General features: G+C 73.8%; 17 protein-coding genes. 11 read left to right on the top strand and 6 right to left on the bottom strand.

What is annotated here, in order from left to right; genetic code table 11:
• Nucleotides 1-7 precede the first annotated feature (7 nt).
• The 6 genes from C4U44_RS40435 (at nucleotide 8) to ung (ending at nucleotide 5,057) form a co-directional block, all read left to right on the top strand.
• Nucleotides 8-826, top strand: a complete 819-nt coding sequence (locus tag C4U44_RS40435; protein ID WP_103891125.1) for a HipA family kinase — start codon at nucleotides 8-10, stop codon at nucleotides 824-826.
• Nucleotides 823-1,209, top strand: coding sequence for a DUF3037 domain-containing protein (locus tag C4U44_RS40430; RefSeq protein ID WP_103891124.1), 387 nt, complete (start codon nucleotides 823-825; stop codon nucleotides 1,207-1,209). The genes C4U44_RS40435 and C4U44_RS40430 overlap by 4 nt, the downstream gene beginning before the upstream one ends.
• A gap of 307 nt (nucleotides 1,210-1,516) precedes the next feature.
• Entirely contained in the window at nucleotides 1,517-2,278 is a 762-nt protein-coding gene (gene fabG / locus C4U44_RS40425) for a 3-oxoacyl-ACP reductase FabG (RefSeq protein WP_103891123.1), read from the top strand.
• Nucleotides 2,279-2,337: 59 nt separating this feature from the next.
• Nucleotides 2,338-3,099, top strand: coding sequence for an SDR family oxidoreductase (locus tag C4U44_RS40420; RefSeq protein WP_103891122.1), 762 nt, complete (start codon nucleotides 2,338-2,340; stop codon nucleotides 3,097-3,099).
• Between the two features lie 168 nt (nucleotides 3,100-3,267).
• Complete coding sequence (locus C4U44_RS40415) at nucleotides 3,268-4,233, top strand: aldo/keto reductase (protein WP_103891121.1); 966 nt, start codon at nucleotides 3,268-3,270, stop codon at nucleotides 4,231-4,233.
• A 149-nt stretch (nucleotides 4,234-4,382) separates the two neighbouring features.
• Nucleotides 4,383-5,057 (top strand): uracil-DNA glycosylase, encoded by a 675-nt coding sequence (gene ung / locus C4U44_RS40410; protein WP_103891120.1) that lies wholly within the window; start codon nucleotides 4,383-4,385, stop codon nucleotides 5,055-5,057.
• Between the two features lie 42 nt (nucleotides 5,058-5,099).
• Here the strand turns inward: ung and C4U44_RS40405 are convergent, their stop codons facing one another.
• Nucleotides 5,100-5,513 carry a hypothetical protein gene (locus C4U44_RS40405; RefSeq protein WP_103891156.1) on the bottom strand — a complete coding sequence of 138 codons (414 nt, stop codon included), beginning with the start codon at nucleotides 5,511-5,513 and terminating at the stop codon, nucleotides 5,100-5,102.
• Nucleotides 5,514-5,646: 133 nt separating this feature from the next.
• Between C4U44_RS40405 and C4U44_RS40400 the strand changes: the two genes are divergently transcribed.
• Complete coding sequence (locus tag C4U44_RS40400; protein ID WP_200823584.1) at nucleotides 5,647-6,579, top strand: Gfo/Idh/MocA family protein; 933 nt, start codon at nucleotides 5,647-5,649, stop codon at nucleotides 6,577-6,579.
• On the opposite strand, the gene lnt is transcribed toward C4U44_RS40400, so the two are convergent.
• The 3 genes from lnt to C4U44_RS40385 all read right to left on the bottom strand — a co-directional run bounded on the left by lnt (nucleotide 6,557) and on the right by C4U44_RS40385 (nucleotide 9,822).
• Nucleotides 6,557-8,272, bottom strand: coding sequence for an apolipoprotein N-acyltransferase (gene lnt / locus C4U44_RS40395; protein ID WP_103891118.1), 1,716 nt, complete (start codon nucleotides 8,270-8,272; stop codon nucleotides 6,557-6,559). The two genes, C4U44_RS40400 and lnt, sit on opposite strands and share 23 nt — an antisense overlap.
• Before the next feature lie 265 nt (nucleotides 8,273-8,537).
• Entirely contained in the window at nucleotides 8,538-9,077 is a 540-nt protein-coding gene (locus C4U44_RS40390) for a DoxX family membrane protein (protein ID WP_103891117.1), read from the bottom strand.
• Between the two features lie 148 nt (nucleotides 9,078-9,225).
• The gene (locus tag C4U44_RS40385; RefSeq protein ID WP_103891116.1) at nucleotides 9,226-9,822 is read right to left on the bottom strand and encodes a histidine phosphatase family protein; all 597 of its coding nucleotides are present in this window, start codon (nucleotides 9,820-9,822) and stop codon (nucleotides 9,226-9,228) included.
• Between the two features lie 367 nt (nucleotides 9,823-10,189).
• Between C4U44_RS40385 and C4U44_RS40380 the strand changes: the two genes are divergently transcribed.
• Nucleotides 10,190-11,620 carry a dihydrolipoyl dehydrogenase family protein gene (locus tag C4U44_RS40380; protein ID WP_103891115.1) on the top strand — a complete coding sequence of 477 codons (1,431 nt, stop codon included), beginning with the start codon at nucleotides 10,190-10,192 and terminating at the stop codon, nucleotides 11,618-11,620.
• 220 nt (nucleotides 11,621-11,840) lie between these two features.
• Here C4U44_RS40380 and C4U44_RS40370 read toward each other — a convergent pair whose 3' ends face one another.
• Together C4U44_RS40370 and C4U44_RS40365 are read right to left on the bottom strand one after the other, a co-directional pair.
• A complete protein-coding gene (locus C4U44_RS40370; RefSeq protein ID WP_103891113.1) occupies nucleotides 11,841-12,326 on the bottom strand; it encodes a hypothetical protein in 486 nt (161 codons plus the stop codon).
• A 431-nt stretch (nucleotides 12,327-12,757) separates the two neighbouring features.
• On the bottom strand, nucleotides 12,758-13,468 hold the full coding sequence (locus tag C4U44_RS40365) for an SDR family oxidoreductase (protein ID WP_103891112.1): 711 nt from the start codon (nucleotides 13,466-13,468) through the stop codon (nucleotides 12,758-12,760).
• Between the two features lie 114 nt (nucleotides 13,469-13,582).
• Here C4U44_RS40365 and C4U44_RS40360 point away from each other — a divergent pair, with 114 nt between their 5' ends.
• The 3 genes from C4U44_RS40360 to C4U44_RS40350 all read left to right on the top strand — a co-directional run bounded on the left by C4U44_RS40360 (nucleotide 13,583) and on the right by C4U44_RS40350 (nucleotide 16,927).
• Complete coding sequence (locus C4U44_RS40360; protein WP_103891111.1) at nucleotides 13,583-14,209, top strand: TetR/AcrR family transcriptional regulator; 627 nt, start codon at nucleotides 13,583-13,585, stop codon at nucleotides 14,207-14,209.
• A gap of 479 nt (nucleotides 14,210-14,688) precedes the next feature.
• The gene (locus tag C4U44_RS40355) at nucleotides 14,689-15,924 is read left to right on the top strand and encodes an ROK family protein (RefSeq protein WP_235032714.1); all 1,236 of its coding nucleotides are present in this window, start codon (nucleotides 14,689-14,691) and stop codon (nucleotides 15,922-15,924) included.
• A gap of 499 nt (nucleotides 15,925-16,423) precedes the next feature.
• Nucleotides 16,424-16,927, top strand: a complete 504-nt coding sequence (locus tag C4U44_RS40350) for a flavin reductase family protein (protein WP_235032713.1) — start codon at nucleotides 16,424-16,426, stop codon at nucleotides 16,925-16,927.
• The last annotated feature ends 32 nt before the right edge of the window (nucleotides 16,928-16,959 follow it).

Raw genomic sequence — 16,959 nt, 5'->3', positions numbered from 1 at the left:
TGGGGGGATGTTGAGAGAAGTGACCGGCATCCGCTACGTCACGCCGCTGCGTGAGGGCGGTTCGGTGCCGGGCGTGGTCGAGGCCGACGACCTCGGGACCTACGTCGTCAAGTTCAGCGGCGCGGCACAGGGCCGCAAGGCGCTCGTAGCCGAGGTGATCGCGGGCGAACTCGGCCGCCGGCTGGGCCTGCGGGTGCCCGAGTTGGTGCGCTTCGACTTCGACCCGGTGATCGGACTGGGCGAGCCCGACGAGGAGATCCAGGACCTGCTCAAATCGAGCGGCGGGCTCAACCTCGGAATGGACTTCCTGCCCGGCTCCCTCGGCTTCGATCCCCTGGTGTTCGCCATGGATCCCGAAGAGGCCAGCCGGATCGTCTGGTTCGACGCGCTCATCGCCAACGTCGACCGTTCGTGGCGGAATCCTAACATGCTGGTCTGGCACCGGAACGTGTGGCTCATCGATCACGGCGCCTCGCTCATCTGGCACCACAACTGGAAGTCGGCGCGGACCGCCTCCGCGAAGCCGTACGACGCGACCGACCACGCCCTGTCCCGCTTCTCTCCCGAACCGGCCGCGGTCGCTCCCGAGTTGGCGTCCCGGGTGACCGAGGCGCTGCTCACCGAGGTGACCGCCCTGGTACCTGACGAGTGGCTGCTGGACGAGCCCGGCTTCGACACCCCCGACGACGTACGCGCCGCCTACCGCGAGTTGCTGGGCGCCCGCGCGGTCGACGTCCACGAGCGCATCACCACCGGCCGCACCCAGGCGAAGCAGCCGCCGCCCGAGTGGCTGCGCACCTGGGTCGAGGGGAAGAACGCGGAATGAGCGGGCGGGACGTCTTCGAGTACGCACTGGTGCGGGTGATGCCGCGGATCGAACGGGGGGAACTGATCAACGCGGGGGTGCTGGTGTACTGCCGCGCGCAGTCCTACGTCGGCGCGCGGGTGCACCTGGACGTCGCCAGGCTGCGGTGTCTGGACCCCGATGTCGACGTGGACGGCGTTGCTGCCGCACTGCGCGGGTACGAGGGGATCTGCGCGGGGGGTGCGGCTGCCGGGCAGGCGGCCGGGGAGGATCCCGGGCGCCGGTTCAGGTGGCTCACGGCGCCGCGCAGCACCATCGTCCAACCCGGCCCGATCCACACCGGCCTCACCCAGGACGCGGCGAAGGAGGCGGATCGCCTGCTTGCGCTTCTGGTGTTGCCCTGACCCTCCGGGGTGCCCCGTCCTGCCGGTTGGGGGACCACCTGCCGGTGGGGGTTGCGCGCGCAGTTCCCCGCGCCCCTTGGTTGGTGACCCTCTTTTCGCGGAAGGAGCCGCACATACCCAGGGGCGCGGGGAACGCCGCGAGCAACCACCCCATCACCACAAGGTCCCGGAACCGACAGAACACACCACCCTCGGGGGGTCCGGTTGACAGCGCCCAGCACCCCTCCTACGGTTCGGGGCGGGACCTACTAAGCGGTCGCTCATGTCGGGGCGGGCGCGCAACCGGGCTGAGGCTGAGGAGACGAAGATGTCCACCACCGAGCAGCGCGTGGCGATCGTGACGGGTGGCGCCCGCGGAATCGGGGCCGCGACCGCGGTCCGGCTGGCCGCCGAGGGCCGGGCCGTCGCCGTGATCGACCTCGACGAGGCCGCCTGCAAGGAGACCGTGGAGTCGATCACGGGTGCGGGCGGCAGGGCGATCGGCGTCGGTGCGGACGTCTCCGACGAAGCCCAGGTGGTCGCGGCCGTGGCCCGGGTGGCCGAGGAGCTGGGCGCGCCCACGATCCTGGTGAACAACGCGGGCGTGCTCCGCGACAACCTGCTCTTCAAGATGTCCGCCGCGGACTGGGACACCGTGCTGAACGTGCACCTGCGCGGCGCGTTCCTGATGACCCGTGCGGTGCAGAAGCACATGGTGGACGCGAAGTTCGGCCGCGTGGTGAACCTGTCCTCGTCGTCCGCGCTGGGCAACCGCGGCCAGGCCAACTACTCCGCCGCCAAGGCGGGCATGCAGGGCTTCACCAAGACCCTCGCGATCGAACTCGGCAAGTTCGGTGTGACCGCGAACGCGGTCGCCCCCGGCTTCATCGTCACCGACATGACCGCCGCGACCGCCGCCCGGGTCGGCATGGGCTTCGAGGAGTTCCAGGCCGCGGCCGCCGGGCAGATCCCGGTGCAGCGGGTGGGCCGCCCGGAGGACGTCGCGAACGCCATCGCCTTCTTCACCGGTGAGGCGGCCGGATTCGTCTCCGGCCAGGTGCTGTACATCGCCGGCGGCCCCCTCGACTGACCCGCAGGCCCGCGTCCCTCCCCCCCCGGCACCGACCAGCAGCGAAGGCGTACCAGCACATGACTCAGCTCCCTGCGGCGAGCGGCCGCGCCGCGATCGTCACCGGCGCCAGCCGCGGCATCGGATTCGGCATAGCCCAGGCGCTCGTCGCCCGCGGCGACCGCGTGTGCATCACCGGGCGCAACGAGGACGCGCTCAAGGAGGCGGTCGAGAAGCTGGGCGCCGAGCGCGTGATCGGCGTGGCCGGAAAAGCGCACGACGAGGCCCACCAGGCCGCCGCCGTCGCGCGCGCCATGGAGGAGTTCGGCCGGGTCGACCACCTCGTCAACAACGCGGGCACCAACCCGGTCTACAGCCTGCTCACCGAACTGGACCTCGGGGTCGCCCGCAAGGTCTACGAGACCAACGTCGTCTCCGCGCTCGGCTTCGCCCAGCAGACCTGGCGGGCCTGGCAGAAGGAGAACGGCGGCGCGATCGTCAACATCACCTCGATCGCCGGGCTGGCCCCCTCGCCGTTCATCGCCGCCTACGGCATGAGCAAGGCGGCCATGGTGAACCTCACCGTGCAGCTCGCAGCCGAGATGGCCCCGGGGGTGCGGGTCAACTCGATCGCTCCCGCGGTGGTGAAGACGAAGTTCGCGGCGGCGCTGTACGAGGGCCGCGAGGCGGAGGCTGCCGCGGGGTACCCCATGCAACGGCTCGGCGTGCCCGAGGACATCGGCGGTGCCGCCGCCTTCCTGCTGTCGGACCAGGCCGGCTGGATCACCGGGCAGAACCTGGTGATCGACGGTGGCCTCTTCCTCAAGGCGGGCGGCGCCTGACCGCCCGACCGCCTGACCCCCGCCGGCCCCACCGCCGGCGGGTCCCACCCTCGCGCGCCCCGACCCCGGCCGCGCTTGCCTTCGTCCGCGCTCCAAGGTGCACAGTCCACGGGTGGCGGCCTTCCCCGGGCCGCCTCCCGAGGACCGTCCACCTGTACGGAGTCACGCATGCGTTATCGCACCCTCGCCGGCGGCAAGGGACCCGAGGTCAGCATCCTGTGCCTGGGCATCCTGCCGTTCGGCTCCACCGTCGACGAGCAGACCTCCTTCGCGGTGCTCGACCGCTTCGCCGAGGCCGGCGGCACCTTCGTCGACACCTCCAACAACTACTCGCTCTGGGCGCCCGGCGGCACCGGCGACGAGAGCGAACTGCTGCTCGGCCGCTGGCTCCGGTCCAGGGGCGCCCGGGACCGTACCGTCGTGGCCACCAAGGTCGGCGCCCGTCCACCGGTGGGCAGCACGCGGATCTGGCCCGAGGTGTGGGAAGGGCTGTCCGCGAAGGTGGTCGCCGCGGGCATCGAGGGCAGCCTGCGCCGCCTGGGCACCGACCACGTCGACCTGTACTACGCCCACATCGAGGACCGCGCCGTCCCCGTCGCGGAGACGGTCGGGGCCTTCGCCGAGGTCGTGCGCAGCGGTGCTGCCCGGGTGATCGGCGCGAGCAACCACGCCGCCTGGCGGGTCGCCGAGGCACGGCAGTACGCGGCGGCGCACGGGCTGCCCGCCTACACCTGTGTCGAGCAGCGCCACACCTACCTATGGCCGGTGCCCGGCGGCGAGTGGGGCGCGCAGTGGTACGCCCGTGACGACATGCAGGATTTCGTCGCGGCCCACGACGACATGACGCTCATGGCGTACGGGTCGCTGGTGCACGGTGCCTACAGCCGTGCCGACAAGCCGCTCCTCCCGCCCTACGACCACCCGATGTCGCAGCGGCGGCTGGAGGTGCTGCGCGAGGTGGCCCGCGAGGCCGGCGCCACCCCCAACCAGACCGTGCTGGCCTGGCAGATGGGCGGCCCGCTGCCGATCGTGCCGGTGGTCGGGGTGAGCAGCGTCGCCCAACTCGACGAGGTGCTCGGCGCGGTGGAGCTGGACCTGGACCCGGCGCTGCGGGCCCGGCTGGACGCCGCCTGACGCCGGAGAGCGGCGCCGGCCGCGCTCCGGGCCGGGGAAGCGGGCACGGACGGGTACGCGGACGCCGGCGGGGACGGGACTGTCGGTGGGGCGCGGTAGTTTCGGGACCAGCAACCGATCACGCACCGGAGGTTCCCGACGTGCCCAGCATGCTGCCCGACTCCTGGCAGGCCGTACTCGGCGAGGAGTTGGACAAGCCCTACTTCCAGCAGCTCAGCGAATTCGTCGAGGCCGAGCGGCAGGTGCACCACGTGTTCCCGCCGCGGGACGAGGTGTTCGCCGCCCTGGAGGCCACGCCGTTCGACAAGGTGAAGGTGCTGGTCCTCGGCCAGGACCCCTACCACGGCGCCGGCCAGGGCCACGGGCTGTGCTTCTCGGTGCGCCCCGGCGTGCGGACCCCTCCCTCGCTGCGGAACATCTTCAAGGAGCTGAAGGACGAGTTCGGCTACCCGGTCCCGGACAACGGCTATCTGATGCCCTGGGCCGAGCAGGGCGTCCTCCTGCTCAACGCGGTGCTCACCGTCCGGGAGGGCGAGGCCAACTCGCACAAGGGCAAGGGCTGGGAGAAGTTCACCGACGCGGTCATCCGTGCCGTCTCCGCCCGCCCCGACCCGGCCGTCTTCGTCCTGTGGGGCAACTACGCGAAGAAGAAGAAGCCGCTGATCGACACCGACCGGCACACCGTCATAGAGGGCGCCCACCCCTCCCCGCTGTCGGCCAAGCTCTTCCTCGGCAGCCACCCCTTCACCCGGATCGACGAGGCGGTCACCTCCCAGGGCCACGTCCCGATCGACTGGCGCATCCCGGACCTGGCCTCCGCCTAGTGCCGTGAGCGCAGCCAGCCCAGCGGATCTCCCGACGGTCCGTCAGGGGCTGTACTCCTCACGGCAGATCGAGGCTGCCTGGCTGCCCGGCGCCCACCCGCCGTACTCCTCGCCGAGCCCGCACACGTCCGGTGCGGCGGGGAGCGACGGGCGGGCGGGCGCCACCGTCCGCCGAGTGCGCGGGTGCGGGGCGGGCGGGGGCGCCGGCGCGGGTCGGATCGGGCTGTGGTGGTGCTCCGTGCGCGGCGCGTGCGGTGGTGAGGCGGCCGGGTGGGTGGTGGCCAGCACGCGGCGGGCCGGAGGCGGCGGCACCGCCGCCTCGTCGGGCCGCTCGGGCGCGGTCGGCGACGGCCCCGAAGGACGGGGCGGGGGAGCGGAGACGGTGGTGCAGCCGGCGAGCGCGCACACCGCGCAGATCGCGAACACCGGGGCCACGAACAGGGGGATGCCACGCACCCCCGCCACTGTGCCGTATCCGGCGTCGTGCGGGTATTCCCCGCACGAGTGAAGGTTCGGCACCCCCGTATGCTGCGAGGACACCGCGCCCGGACCGGACACAGGAGCACCCATGGCACCCCGCAGCGCCCCGCTGAAGATCGGCGTCATCGGGCTCGGTGACATCGCGCGGAAGGCGTACCTGCCGGTGCTCGGCGTCCAGCCCGGCCTGGAACTCCACCTGCACACCCGCACCCCGGCCACCCTGGCGGAGGTCGGCGACGCGTACCGGCTGCCGCACCGGCACCTCACCCTGGACTCCCTGCTCGCGCAGGACCTCGACGCCGCCTTCGTGCACGCGCCCACCGCGCATCACGTGGAGATCGGCACCCGCCTGATCGAGGCGGGCGTCCCGGTCTACATCGACAAGCCGCTCGCCTACGACCTGGACGGTGCCCGCCGCGTGGTGGACCTCGCCGAAGCACGCGGGGTGCCGCTGGCGGTCGGCTTCAACCGCCGCCATGCGCCCGGTTACGCGCAGTGCCTCAGCCATCCCCGCGACCTCATCCTCATGCAGAAGAACCGGGTCGGCCTCGCCGACGACCCGCGCACGGTCGTCTTCGACGACTTCGTGCACGTTGCCGACACGCTGCGGTTCCTCGTGCCCGGCCCGATCGAGCAGATGCGCGTCTCGGCCCGGGTGGAGGACGGGTTGCTGCACCATGTCGTGGTGCACCTGTCGGGCGACGGCTTCACCGCGATCGGGTCGATGAACCGGATGAGCGGATCCACCGAGGAGAGCCTGGACGTGAGCGGCGCCGACACCCGGCGCCAGGTGCTCGACCTCGCCGAGGTGATCGACCACAAGGGCCAGCCCAGCATCCGGCGCCGCGGCGACTGGGTGCCGGTGGCCCGGCAGCGCGGCATCGAGCAGGTCACCCTCGCCTTCCTCGACGCGGTCCGGGCCGGCACGCCCCTCGACGCGCGCGACGCGCTGCGCACCCACGAGCTGTGCGAGCGCATCGTCGCGGAGATCACCGGCGAGGCACCGGGGATGGCCGGCGCTACGGTTTCGGGAATCGGCTGAGCTCGGGCCGCGCCGGGTCGGCCGGCTCCGCCGGGTCGCCGGGACGCGCCGGCTCCGTGGGGTCCGGCCCGGCCGGCCCGTCCGCCGCCCCCGCGGGTCCGGGTACGGCGCGGGGCCGGCGCAGCGTCCGCACCGCCTCGTACCCCGCGGCGAGAAGGACCAGCAGCAGCGCCAGGTGCGGCACCCAGTCGCCGAGGCGCACGTAGGGACTCGTGCCCGTGGCGCCCGGCACCTCGTACACCGTGGCGGCGCTGTCCGCGGTGCCGGTCCGGCGGCCGACGGGCGAGCCGTCGGGGCCGTAGACCGCGCTGATCCCGGTGAGGGTGGCGTGCACCATCGGCCGCCAGGTCTCCGCGGCCCGCAGCGCGGCCAGCGAGGCGTGCTGCGCGGGCGCCCAACTGCCCTGGAACGACGAGGTGGACGACTGGGCGACGAGCAGCCGCGCGCCGTCGGCGACCAAGTGCCGGCTCATGTCGGGGAAGGCCGACTCGAAGCACACCAGCGGCCCGAAGCGCAGCGCTCCGGTGTCCATCACCACCTGGCTGCGGCCCGGCCTGCGGTCCTGCCCGGCGGCCTTCCCCACGGACGTGGCCCAGCCGAGCACCGAGCGCAGTGGGATGTACTCGCCGAAGGGCACCAGCCGCATCTTGTCGTACACCGGGCCGGTCACGCCGTGCGGGCCGACCAGTTCCGAGGTCTTGGAGATGCCGGATCCGTCGGCGCGTTCGGCGTCCACGTTGACCAGCAGGTCGGCGCCGACCAGCCGGGAGAGCGCGCTGAGGGTGGCCGTGGTGCCGGGATGGTCCGCCAGGTCGACGGTGACGCTGCTCTCCCCCCACACCACCAGGTCGGGGTGCGTGCCCGCGAGTCGGCGGGTGAGGTGGACCTCGCGGGCGAAGCGCGCCGCCGATCCGTCGATCACCCCCGGCTGCACGATCGCGACCCGGAAGGAGCCGGCCCGGTGCGGGCGCGGCGCCCACAGCCACACGGTGCCGGCCGCGACCGACGCGGCGAGCAGGACCGCGGCGGCGGTCCGGCGCGCGGCCGGCACCGCGCACACCAGCGCCAGCGCCGTGTTCGTGACCACAACCAGCGCGCTGACCAGCCACACCCCGCCGATCGACGCGAGCCGCAGGGCGGGGGCGACCTGCCACTGGCTCGCCCCGAGCAGGCCCCACGGGCCGCCGAGGTACTGCCAGGAGCGGGCCAGTTCGATGAGCAGCCAGCCGCTGGGCAGGAGGACCAGGGCGGCGCCGGCGGCCGGGCGGCCGGCCCCGCCCGGGGCGCCGGCGCCGAGGAGGCGTCCGACCAGCCAGCCCCAGGGGGCCCACAGCGCGCCCAGCAGGAGAGCCAGCACCGGCAGGAAGACGGTCAGGCTCGGCAGCAGCCAGTGGTGCACCGCGAACATGAAACCGGCCCCGCCGAGCCACCCGTCCAGCGCCGCGCGGCGGGCGGTGGGGGCCGAGCGGATCAGGAGGATCCAGGGGACGAGGGCGACGTAGGCGAACCACCACAGGGAGGGGGCGGGGAACGCGAGGGCGGGGAGGGCACCGCAGGCGGCCGCTGTGGCCGAGCGCCGCCAAGGGGTGCGCTGCGCGCGGCGGAAGAGGGCGCGGAGGGCGCGGGCGGCGGGTACTCGGCGAGCGGGGCGGTCCGGGGCGGACGGGCCGGCCGGCGGTGCCTTTGGCGTCATCCCGTACTCCCGTCGTCTACCCGGGGGCCGTCCCGCCCGGTCCCGTCCTGCCGGTCGCCGGAGAGCCCCGCCCGCCGGTTCGCGCGGACGGCTGCCGGCAGGGGACGCGGCACGCGCCCTCCCCGATCTCCCGCGTCCGGCGGCCGGTGCGCTCCCGCGTCCGGTTGCCCTCACGGTGCTGAGTCTTCCCGGCCGGCGGCCGAAGACCTGCGCGTCGCACGGTTTTCCGCCGTTGGGGTGCCCTCGCCGCGCGTGCGACGGGGGCTCAGGTCACGTCTTCGGCGGCCCGGCGTGCGTCGGCGGCCACGGCGCGGTTGCGGGTGGTGACGATGGCGGCGGTGGCGAGCGCGGCCGCACCGAAGGCGGCGGTGATCACCCAGGAACGGTCCAGGCAGTGGTCGGTGGCGTGGTCGAGGGACATCCGGCCGGGGCCGGCCAGGCCGAGGCAGGCGGCGGTCCAGCCGAGGAGCGCGGGGTGCTCGTAGCCGCCGGACATGGCGAAGAACCCGGCCGGGGCATGGACGGCGACGGCACCCGCCATCGCGCCGGCGGCGGCCGCACCGGCCGCGGGGGTGGCGAAGCCGAGGGCGAGGAGGGCGCCGCCGCCGGCCTCGCCGAGGCCGGAGGCCAGGGCGGCCGGCTTTCCGGGGCGGAAGCCCATGTGCTCCATCGCGCCCGAGGTGGCGTCCAGGCCGCCTCCGCCGAACCAGCCGAACAGCTTCTGCGCGCCGTGTGCGAACAGCGCGGACCCGACGCCGAGGCGCAGGGCGAGCAGTCCGAGGTCCTTGCGGTACGCCGATTCCATCGCCGCGTCCTTTCGTCGGCCCGGCCCGTCCGGCGGAAGGGCTCACCCGGCCAGTGTGTGCGGGTGGCCGGTCATCGCGCCGCGCCAGGCGGTCTGTCCGGGCGAAACGGTGTGCGGGGCGGCGGGGCGGAGCCGTACGCGGTCGCGGTCAGGGGAGCCGGTTCCAGGCGGTCAGCACGTGGTGGCCGTGCTCCGTGCCGAGCCGGCTCACCGTGCCGGTGGCGAGCTGGAAGAGCGCGCCGTCGGCAGGCGGCAGGCCGAGCCGGCGGGCGGTGAGCACCCGCAGGAAGTGCGCGTGCGCGACGAGGACGACGTCGCCGCCGTCACCGTTGGTGAAGGCCGCCTCGACGCGGGCCAGTACGCGGTCGGCGCGCGCGCCGATCTGCTCGGGGCTCTCGCCCGGATGTCCCTCGGGCCCGGGGACCACGCCGTCGGTCCAGATCTCCCAGTCCGGGCGGGTGCGGTGGATGTCGCGGGTGGTGATGCCCTCGTAGCCGCCGTAGTCCCACTCGTGCAGGTCGGGGTCGACCCGTACGCGGTCCAGGCCGGCCAGCTTCGCGGTCTGCTGGGCGCGCTGCATCGGGCTGCTGATCACGCACCAGATGTGCCGGGAGCCGAGCAGCGGCGCCAGCGACCGGGCCTGCGCCTCGCCGTTCTCGGTCAGCGGCAGGTCGGTGTAGCTGGTGTGCTGACCGGACTGCGACCATTCGGTCTCACCGTGCCGGATCAGGACGAGTTCACCCATCGGACACCTCCCGTGGCGCCCCTCGGCGCCCGTTTGTGATCATATGCGGAGCGAGCGGCGCGACCACCGCGGGCTGCGGCCGTGCGCCCCTTGATCGGAACCGTAAGCGGTGCGAAACCCTTCCCTTCACACCGCGTCAGTACGATGGCGCCGGTCGCCCCGGTTTGCGGCGTCGGCGTGGTCCCGGCCGGATCGAAGCTCCGTACGGGGGTATCGGGCGGGTCACCAAGTCGCGTGGACCGCGTGGGGCGACCCTGGACACCAGGACCGGCGGGCACGGGAACACGTGGACCCACCGCGGGCCCTGACCCCGTCCGCACCCGGGCACGCGCGGCCACGCGCGGCAGCGACCAGCACAGGAGCCGGTATGAACGACGCACCCCGCACGTACGACGTGGTCGTGATCGGGGCGGGCCCCGTCGGGGAGAACCTTGCCGACCGGACGCGAGCGGCGGGGCTCAGCACCGTGGTCGTGGAGCGTGAACTCGTCGGCGGGGAGTGCTCGTACTGGGCGTGCATGCCGAGCAAGGCGCTGCTGCGCCCGGTGGCGGCCCGCGCCGAGGCGCGCCGGCTGCCGGGCCTGGCGGCGTCCGTCGCCGGGCCGCTGGACTCGGCGGAGGTGCTGGCCCGCCGCAATGCGTTCACCGCGAACTGGAAGGACGACGGGCAGGTCGCGTGGCTGGACTCGGTCCACCTCGACCTGGTCCGCGGGCGCGGCCGGCTCGACGGCCCGCGCCAGGTCGTGGTGGACACCCCCGACGGCGGCACCGTCCGGCTGACGGCCCGGCACGCGGTCGCGGTCTGCACCGGCACCACCGCCGCGCTGCCCGACCTGGCCGGGCTCGCCGACGTACGGCCCTGGACCAGCCGGGAGGCGACCAGCGCCCAGCAGGTGCCCGAGAGCCTGGTGGTGGTCGGCGGCGGCGTGGTGGCCGTCGAGATGGCGACGGCCTGGCAGGCGCTCGGCGCGCGGGTGACCGTCCTGGTGCGGGGCGGCGCACTCCTGGAACGGATGGAGCCGTTCGCCGGGGAGATGGTCGCCGACGGGCTGCGCGAGGCCGGCGCCGAGGTCCGGTTCGGCGTGTCCGTGACCTCGGTGGTGCGCGAGGGCCGCCAGGTGCGCGTCGGCCTGGACGACGGGGGCGAACTGACCGCCGACGAGATCCTGTTCGCGGTCGGCCGCAAGCCGCACACCGGCGACCTCGGGCTGGACACGATCGGGCTCGCACCCGGCGGTTGGCTCACCGTCGACGACACCTGCCAGGTCACCGACATCGCCGACGGCTGGCTCTACGCCGCGGGCGACGTCAACCACCGCGCGCTCCTGACCCACCAGGGCAAGTACCAGGGGCGGATGGCCGGCGCGGCGATCGCCGCCCGCGCCAAGGGCGAGCCGGTGGACGACGCGCCCTGGGGCGCCCATGTCGCCACCGCCGACCACGGCGCGGTGCCGCAGGTCGTCTTCACCGACCCCGAGGTCGGCGCCGTCGGCCTGTCCGCCCAGGAGGCCGAGAGCGCCGGCCACCGGGTCCGCGTCGTGGACTACGACATGGCGAACGTCTCCGGCGCGAGCCTGTTCGGCGACGACTACCGCGGCCGGGCCCGCATGGTGGTCGACCTCGACCGCGAGATCCTCGTCGGGGTCACCTTCGTCGGCCCCGGGGTGAGCGAGCTGGTGCACTCCGCGACGGTCGCCGTCGCCGGGGAGGTCCCGATCTCCCGGCTCTGGCACGCGGTGCCCTCCTACCCCACCATCAGCGAGATCTGGCTGCGCCTGCTGGAGACCTACCGGGGGTAGGTTTTGTCCCTTTGATCAGCGCCGGGTCCGGATGAGGATGCCGGCGAGGTGGAGTGCGGCCTGGTAGGCGATGGCGAGTTCGCCGGTTCGTGCGGCCAGGTCGCGCCACTGCTTGATCCGGTTGATCCACCGCTCGACGGCGTCGCGCTGCTTGCAGGTGTCGGGGCCGAATGCTTGCGGGCGCCCCGCCGGGCCGTCGGCGGGCGCGAGGGGTTGCCTTCTACTGGCCGAGGGCGCCGAGTTGGCGATGGAGGAGACTCTGCGCCCCGCTACGGTCGGGGGTCGCGGCGGTGAAGTAGTGGATGTAGACGAACAGGTTGTTGCGGACGCTGATCAGTTTGACACCCGCGTTGCCGAGGTTGTCGATGGTGCTGATGACGGAGCCCGTGGCGTGGTCCGCGGGGTCCGCGAACGTGTGCTGGTGCGGCTTGCCGGTGGTCTGCCAGGTGTGTGCCATGGACTTGTACGTGCTCTCGGCGCCGGTGGGTGCGGCGAACCGCACGAGGAAGATGTCGACCTGGCTTCCGTCGGTACTGATCCAGCTTTGTCGCGCGGCCGCGACGAAGTGTCGGCGTACGAGCACGGCTTTCTCCTGCGAGACGTGGTTCGCGGCGAAGAGTCCGTGGGCGAAGCCGTCCAGGTCCAGCCCGCCGTTGCGATCGGTCCAGGCGTGCGCCCCTGGCGGTACCGGCAGGGCGGCGGCCATGAGTTGAGCTCCCGTACCGGACGCGGGTACGGCCCGGGTCGAGGAGGGGGTTGCGGGGGCTGACGGGGAGGGAGCCGCCGAGCCCGTGACCGCCGGCGAAGGCTGCGAGTGCGGCGTTGAGCAGCCGGCCAGCGCTGCCGTCAGAAGGGTTGCGGCGAGGAGTTCGGCGTGTCGTCTCGGTATGTGCACGGCGGGATCATGGCCGATCCCGCGATCTTGCGTCCACTGGCTTTCCGGGTGCTGCCGGACTGCCGCGTCAGGGCTGCTCGAACCCGGTGGAGAAGGGCGGTACGCCGCGCGGCGGTCTCAGCGGTGACGGGGATCGGAGCCGGAAGTGGCCTCTGCGCCTGCTCCGGTCGGGCGGCTCCTCCCGCGGGGCCCCGGCGGGGAGCCGCGGCTCGCGGGAGGGGGCCGGAGCCGGCGGGACGGTGTTACGCCGACGCCTTGGCATCGGCGTAGAGCGTCTCCAGCGGAGCGGACAGCGCCGACTTCACCTGCTTCGCGGTGTCGTCCGCGGTGATCTCCCACTCGCCCGCCGCGAACCCGGCAAGGGCGGTGCGGACGATGTCCGCGGGGTCGGACTTGGCGGCGTCGAGGTGGGCGATGAGGTCGGTGTCGACGTAGCCCATGTGGAGGCCGGTCACCTGCGTGCCCTGGGCGGCGAGCTCGACGCGCAGCGAGTTCGTCAGCGACCACTCGGCTGCCTTGGCGGCGCAGTACGCGGCGCTCGCGGGCATGGCGAACCAGGACAGCGCGGAGAGCACGTTGAGCAGTCCGCCGCCGCCGTTGCGGGCGAGCACGGGGGCGAAGGCGCGGCTGACGGCGAGCGTGCCGAACACGTGCGTGTCGAACTCCCGCCGGAAGTCGGCGAGGTCGCCGTCCAGGAGGGTGGCGCCGGTGGAGATCCCGGCGTTGTTGATCAGCAGGTCGACGTCGCCGGCCTGCTCGACGGCGGCGCGCACGGACGCGGGGTCGGTGATGTCCAGCTGGAGCGGCACCGCGCCGGGCACGGTGACCTTCCGGGGATCGCGAGCCGCCGCGTAGACCTTGGCGGCGCCGCCGTCGAGCAGTGCCTTGACGAACTGCTCGCCGATGCCGCGGTTGCCGCCGGTGACGAGTGCCACGGAGCCGTTGATCTTCATGAGGTGTCCTCGGGTAGGGATGGAGCGGGCCGCCGACCGGCGGGAAACCGATCGGTTTCCATCAGCGTAAACCGATCGGTTTCCGATGTCGAGTCGTCGCGCTAACCTGGGCGCATGACCACCACGACGAAGCCCACCCCCCGCGACCGGCTGCTGGACGCGGCGGCGGAGCTGATCTACCGGGAGGGCGTCGGCACCGGCATCGACGCGCTGTGCAAGGCGGCGGGCGTGTCGAAGCGCTCGATGTACCAGCTCTTCGCGGGGAAGGACGAGGTGCTGGCCGCCGCGCTCACCCGCCAGGAGCCGCGGCTGAGCGCGCTGCTGTTCCCCCCGCCCGGCACCCCGGCGGCGCCGCGCGATCGCGTACTCCACGTCTTCGAGCGGCTGGAAGAGGCCGCCACCTCGCCCGACTACCGCGGGTGCCCCTTCCTCGCCGCGCAGGTCGAGCTGAAGGACCCCGGCCACGCCGCCAGCGAGGTGGCCGCCCGCGGCAAGCAGGCGATGAGCGAGTTCTTCCGGGCGGAGGCCGAGCGCGGGGGCGTGGGTCAACCCGAGCTGCTGGCCCGCCGGTTGATGGTCGTGTACGACGGCGCGAGCGCCCGCGCGGGCATCGGGGCCGACACGCTGGACGGCCTCGCGGTGAGTACCGCCGCCCTGCTGCTGGACGCGGCCGGTCTCACGGAGAACGGGCCGGCGAGCGGTCCGGACACGGCGGAAGAGGCCGGCGCGCCGGCTGCGTGACGGGGACGAACCACCCGCCGTCCAGGGCGATTCCGCGCCACGGAGCGTCCACCGCGGTGTCCACGATGCGGGCAGGTGTTTGACCGCGTTCCGTCGAGCCGGTTACGTTGCGCGGCATGCAGCGAACCACACACCTCACGACGCGGGGTCATGTCGACCTCAAGCGTGTGTGCTCCGCCGCGTGTCACCAGGTCTGAGCGCAGCAGCTCCCTCGCGGGAGCGCCCACGGGGGTGCCCCGCCCCGCCGGCCGCGCCGGTGCGGGCCGTGCCGGCCGCCCCCGGCCGCCCACCATGACCTGGAAGGCCCTGCCGTGGTCACTCGACCGTCCGCGCACCGATCCGCCCGGCCCCACCCCGACCCGGCCGCTAACCCCCGCCCGGCGCCCGGCTCCCGCCAGGTCACCGGTCCCCGTCCGGGCCAGGACCCCCGCCCGGCTTCGGGCCCGCTGCCCGCGCCGACGCCGCTGCGCCGTGCCGACGTGGGCGCCGCGATCCCGCCCGTACGCCGCAGCTCCGCCGCCGGAGCCGTGCTGAACGCGATCCTCGACCACGGCCCGGTGGCGCGCAGCACCGTGGCCCGGCTCACCGGCCTGTCGCCTGCTGCCGTCAGCGGGCACAGCGCCCAGTTCCTCGCCCGCGGGCTGATCCGGGAGAGCCGGGAGACCGCCGGGCCGCGCGGACTCGGCCGCCCGCACATCCCGCTGGAGATCGACACCGGTCGCTACCTGGTGGCGGGCGCCCACATCGCCGTCCTGCACACCACCCTGTCGCTGATGGACCTGCGCGGCCGGGTGGTGGCGCAGGACCGCCGGCCGCACCAGGGCACCGACCCGGACCGGGTGCTGCGCGGCCTAGCCGCCCGGCTGCCCGGACTCGTCGACGCGCATGCAGGCGAGCGGTCGGTGCTGGCGTTCGGTGTCGCCACCGGGCAGTGGGTCGACCCGGCCGGCGGGGTGGTGGTCGACCATCCGCGGCTCGGCTGGCGGGACGTGCCGGTCCGCGAAGTCCTCGCCGCCGACAGCGGGTTGCCCGTGCACGTCGACAGCCACGCACGGGCGCTGGCCCGCGCCGAGCAGCTCTTCGGCGCGGTACGCACCCGGGACAGCGCCGTCGTGCTGTTCATCGGGGCGGTGGTGGACGCCGCGTTCGCCACCGGGGGAGTGGTGCACCGGGGGCCGCACTCCGGCGCGGGCAGTGTCGCGCATCTGCCGGTCGGCGCCGACGGGGCGCCGGGCCCCGGGGCCCCGGGGCCCTCCCGGCAACCGGCCGCCGAGCCCTGTTCGTGCGGCACCGCCGGCTGTCTCCAGTCGGAGGTGTCGGAACCGACCCTGCTGAGAAGGGCGGTGGAACGCGGCCTGCCGGTACGGGTCTTCCGGGACCTGGTCGACCTGGCCCTGGAGGGCGAGCCGGTGGCGGTGGAGCTGTTCCGGCGCCGGGCCCGGCTCGTCGGCCGGGTCGCCGCACTGCTGCTGGACATGTTCGATCCCGAGGTCCTCGTGGTGGTCGAACCGGGTGCGGGGCGGCTGGCGGAGTGTCTGGCCGACCTGCGCGACGAGGTCGGCGCGCGGTCGTGGGTCTGCGACGACCCCGAACAGGCCGTGGTCGCCTCCAGTTTCATCGGCTCCGCGCTCGCCGTGGCGGGCTGCGCCGTCGCCCTCGGCGCGCTCTACGCCGACCCGCTCGGGTCCTGGCCCGTGCTGCCCGCCGCCTCCTGACCGCGGATCGGCGGACCGGCGGACGGGGAATCGCCGGATCGCGGGATCGCCCACCGGGACCGTACCGCGAATATCCGACTTAATTCAGGGAGTTGCATTGTTGACCCGGCTCGATGCCCGCCCTGACAATGGATTCATGACCAGCCGACCGCGGAATCCGCAGCAAGTGCCTGTTCCGGCACGCCGCTTCGCCGCAACCGCTCGGCCGATGGGCCGGTCCGCCGGGCGGCAGTGCCGCCGCGCCGACCGCCTTTGTTGTCGCGGACGCCGTACGCACCGCCCTGGCCTGCGTCTTCGCTGAACGGCAGGCCCGCCCGCGGCAGTTGCGTGCCGCCCGCCCCGTCGGCGGCGGTAAGAACCCGCGTATTCCGCCCGTTCGCCGGGCGCTATTCCCGACGCATGCATGCGAGCCATCCGGACGTATTCCTCCGGTGGTCCGCCGGTACGCCTTGCCCGCACGTGCGAATTCACTTGCCCCTTGCCTCTTTCAGGGAGAGACGTGACCGTCACCACTCCTTCGCAGTCCGCCTCCGGTATCGCGCCCGAGCGGTTCAAACAGGTATTCCGCAACCACCCCGCAGGAGTGGTCGTCGTCACCGTGGACGGCGGCAGCGGCCCGGCCGGGTTCACGGCCACCTCGCTCACCTCGCTGTCCCTGGACCCGCCGCTGGTGTCCTTCGGCATCGGGCGCACCACGTCCTCCTGGCCGCACGTGGAACGCGCCGAAACGGCGGTGGTCAACTTCCTCGGCGCCGAACAGGAGGCCGTCGCCCGGCGGTTCGCCACCAGCGGTATCGACCGGTTCGCCGCGCCGACGCGGTGGCGCCGGCTGGAGCGCGGCGAGCCGGTGCTCGAGGGCGTGGCCGGCTGGCTGCGGGTCGGCATCGAGCAGGTGGTGCCCGCCGGGGACCACCGCATCGTGATCGCCCGGGTCGAGGAGTCCTGGCTCGACGACGACCGCCGCCCGCTGCTCTTCCACGCGGGCGGCTACCACGCGCTCTGATCCGCCGACCGCCGACCGCCGACCGCCGACCG

It is taken from the genome of Actinacidiphila yanglinensis (assembly GCF_900107965.1).
GTDB classification, from domain to species: Bacteria; Actinomycetota; Actinomycetes; order Streptomycetales; family Streptomycetaceae; genus Actinacidiphila; species Actinacidiphila yanglinensis.
Note: the sequence above shows the minus strand (reverse complement) of the source record. Positions and strands in the feature narration are given on the sequence as shown.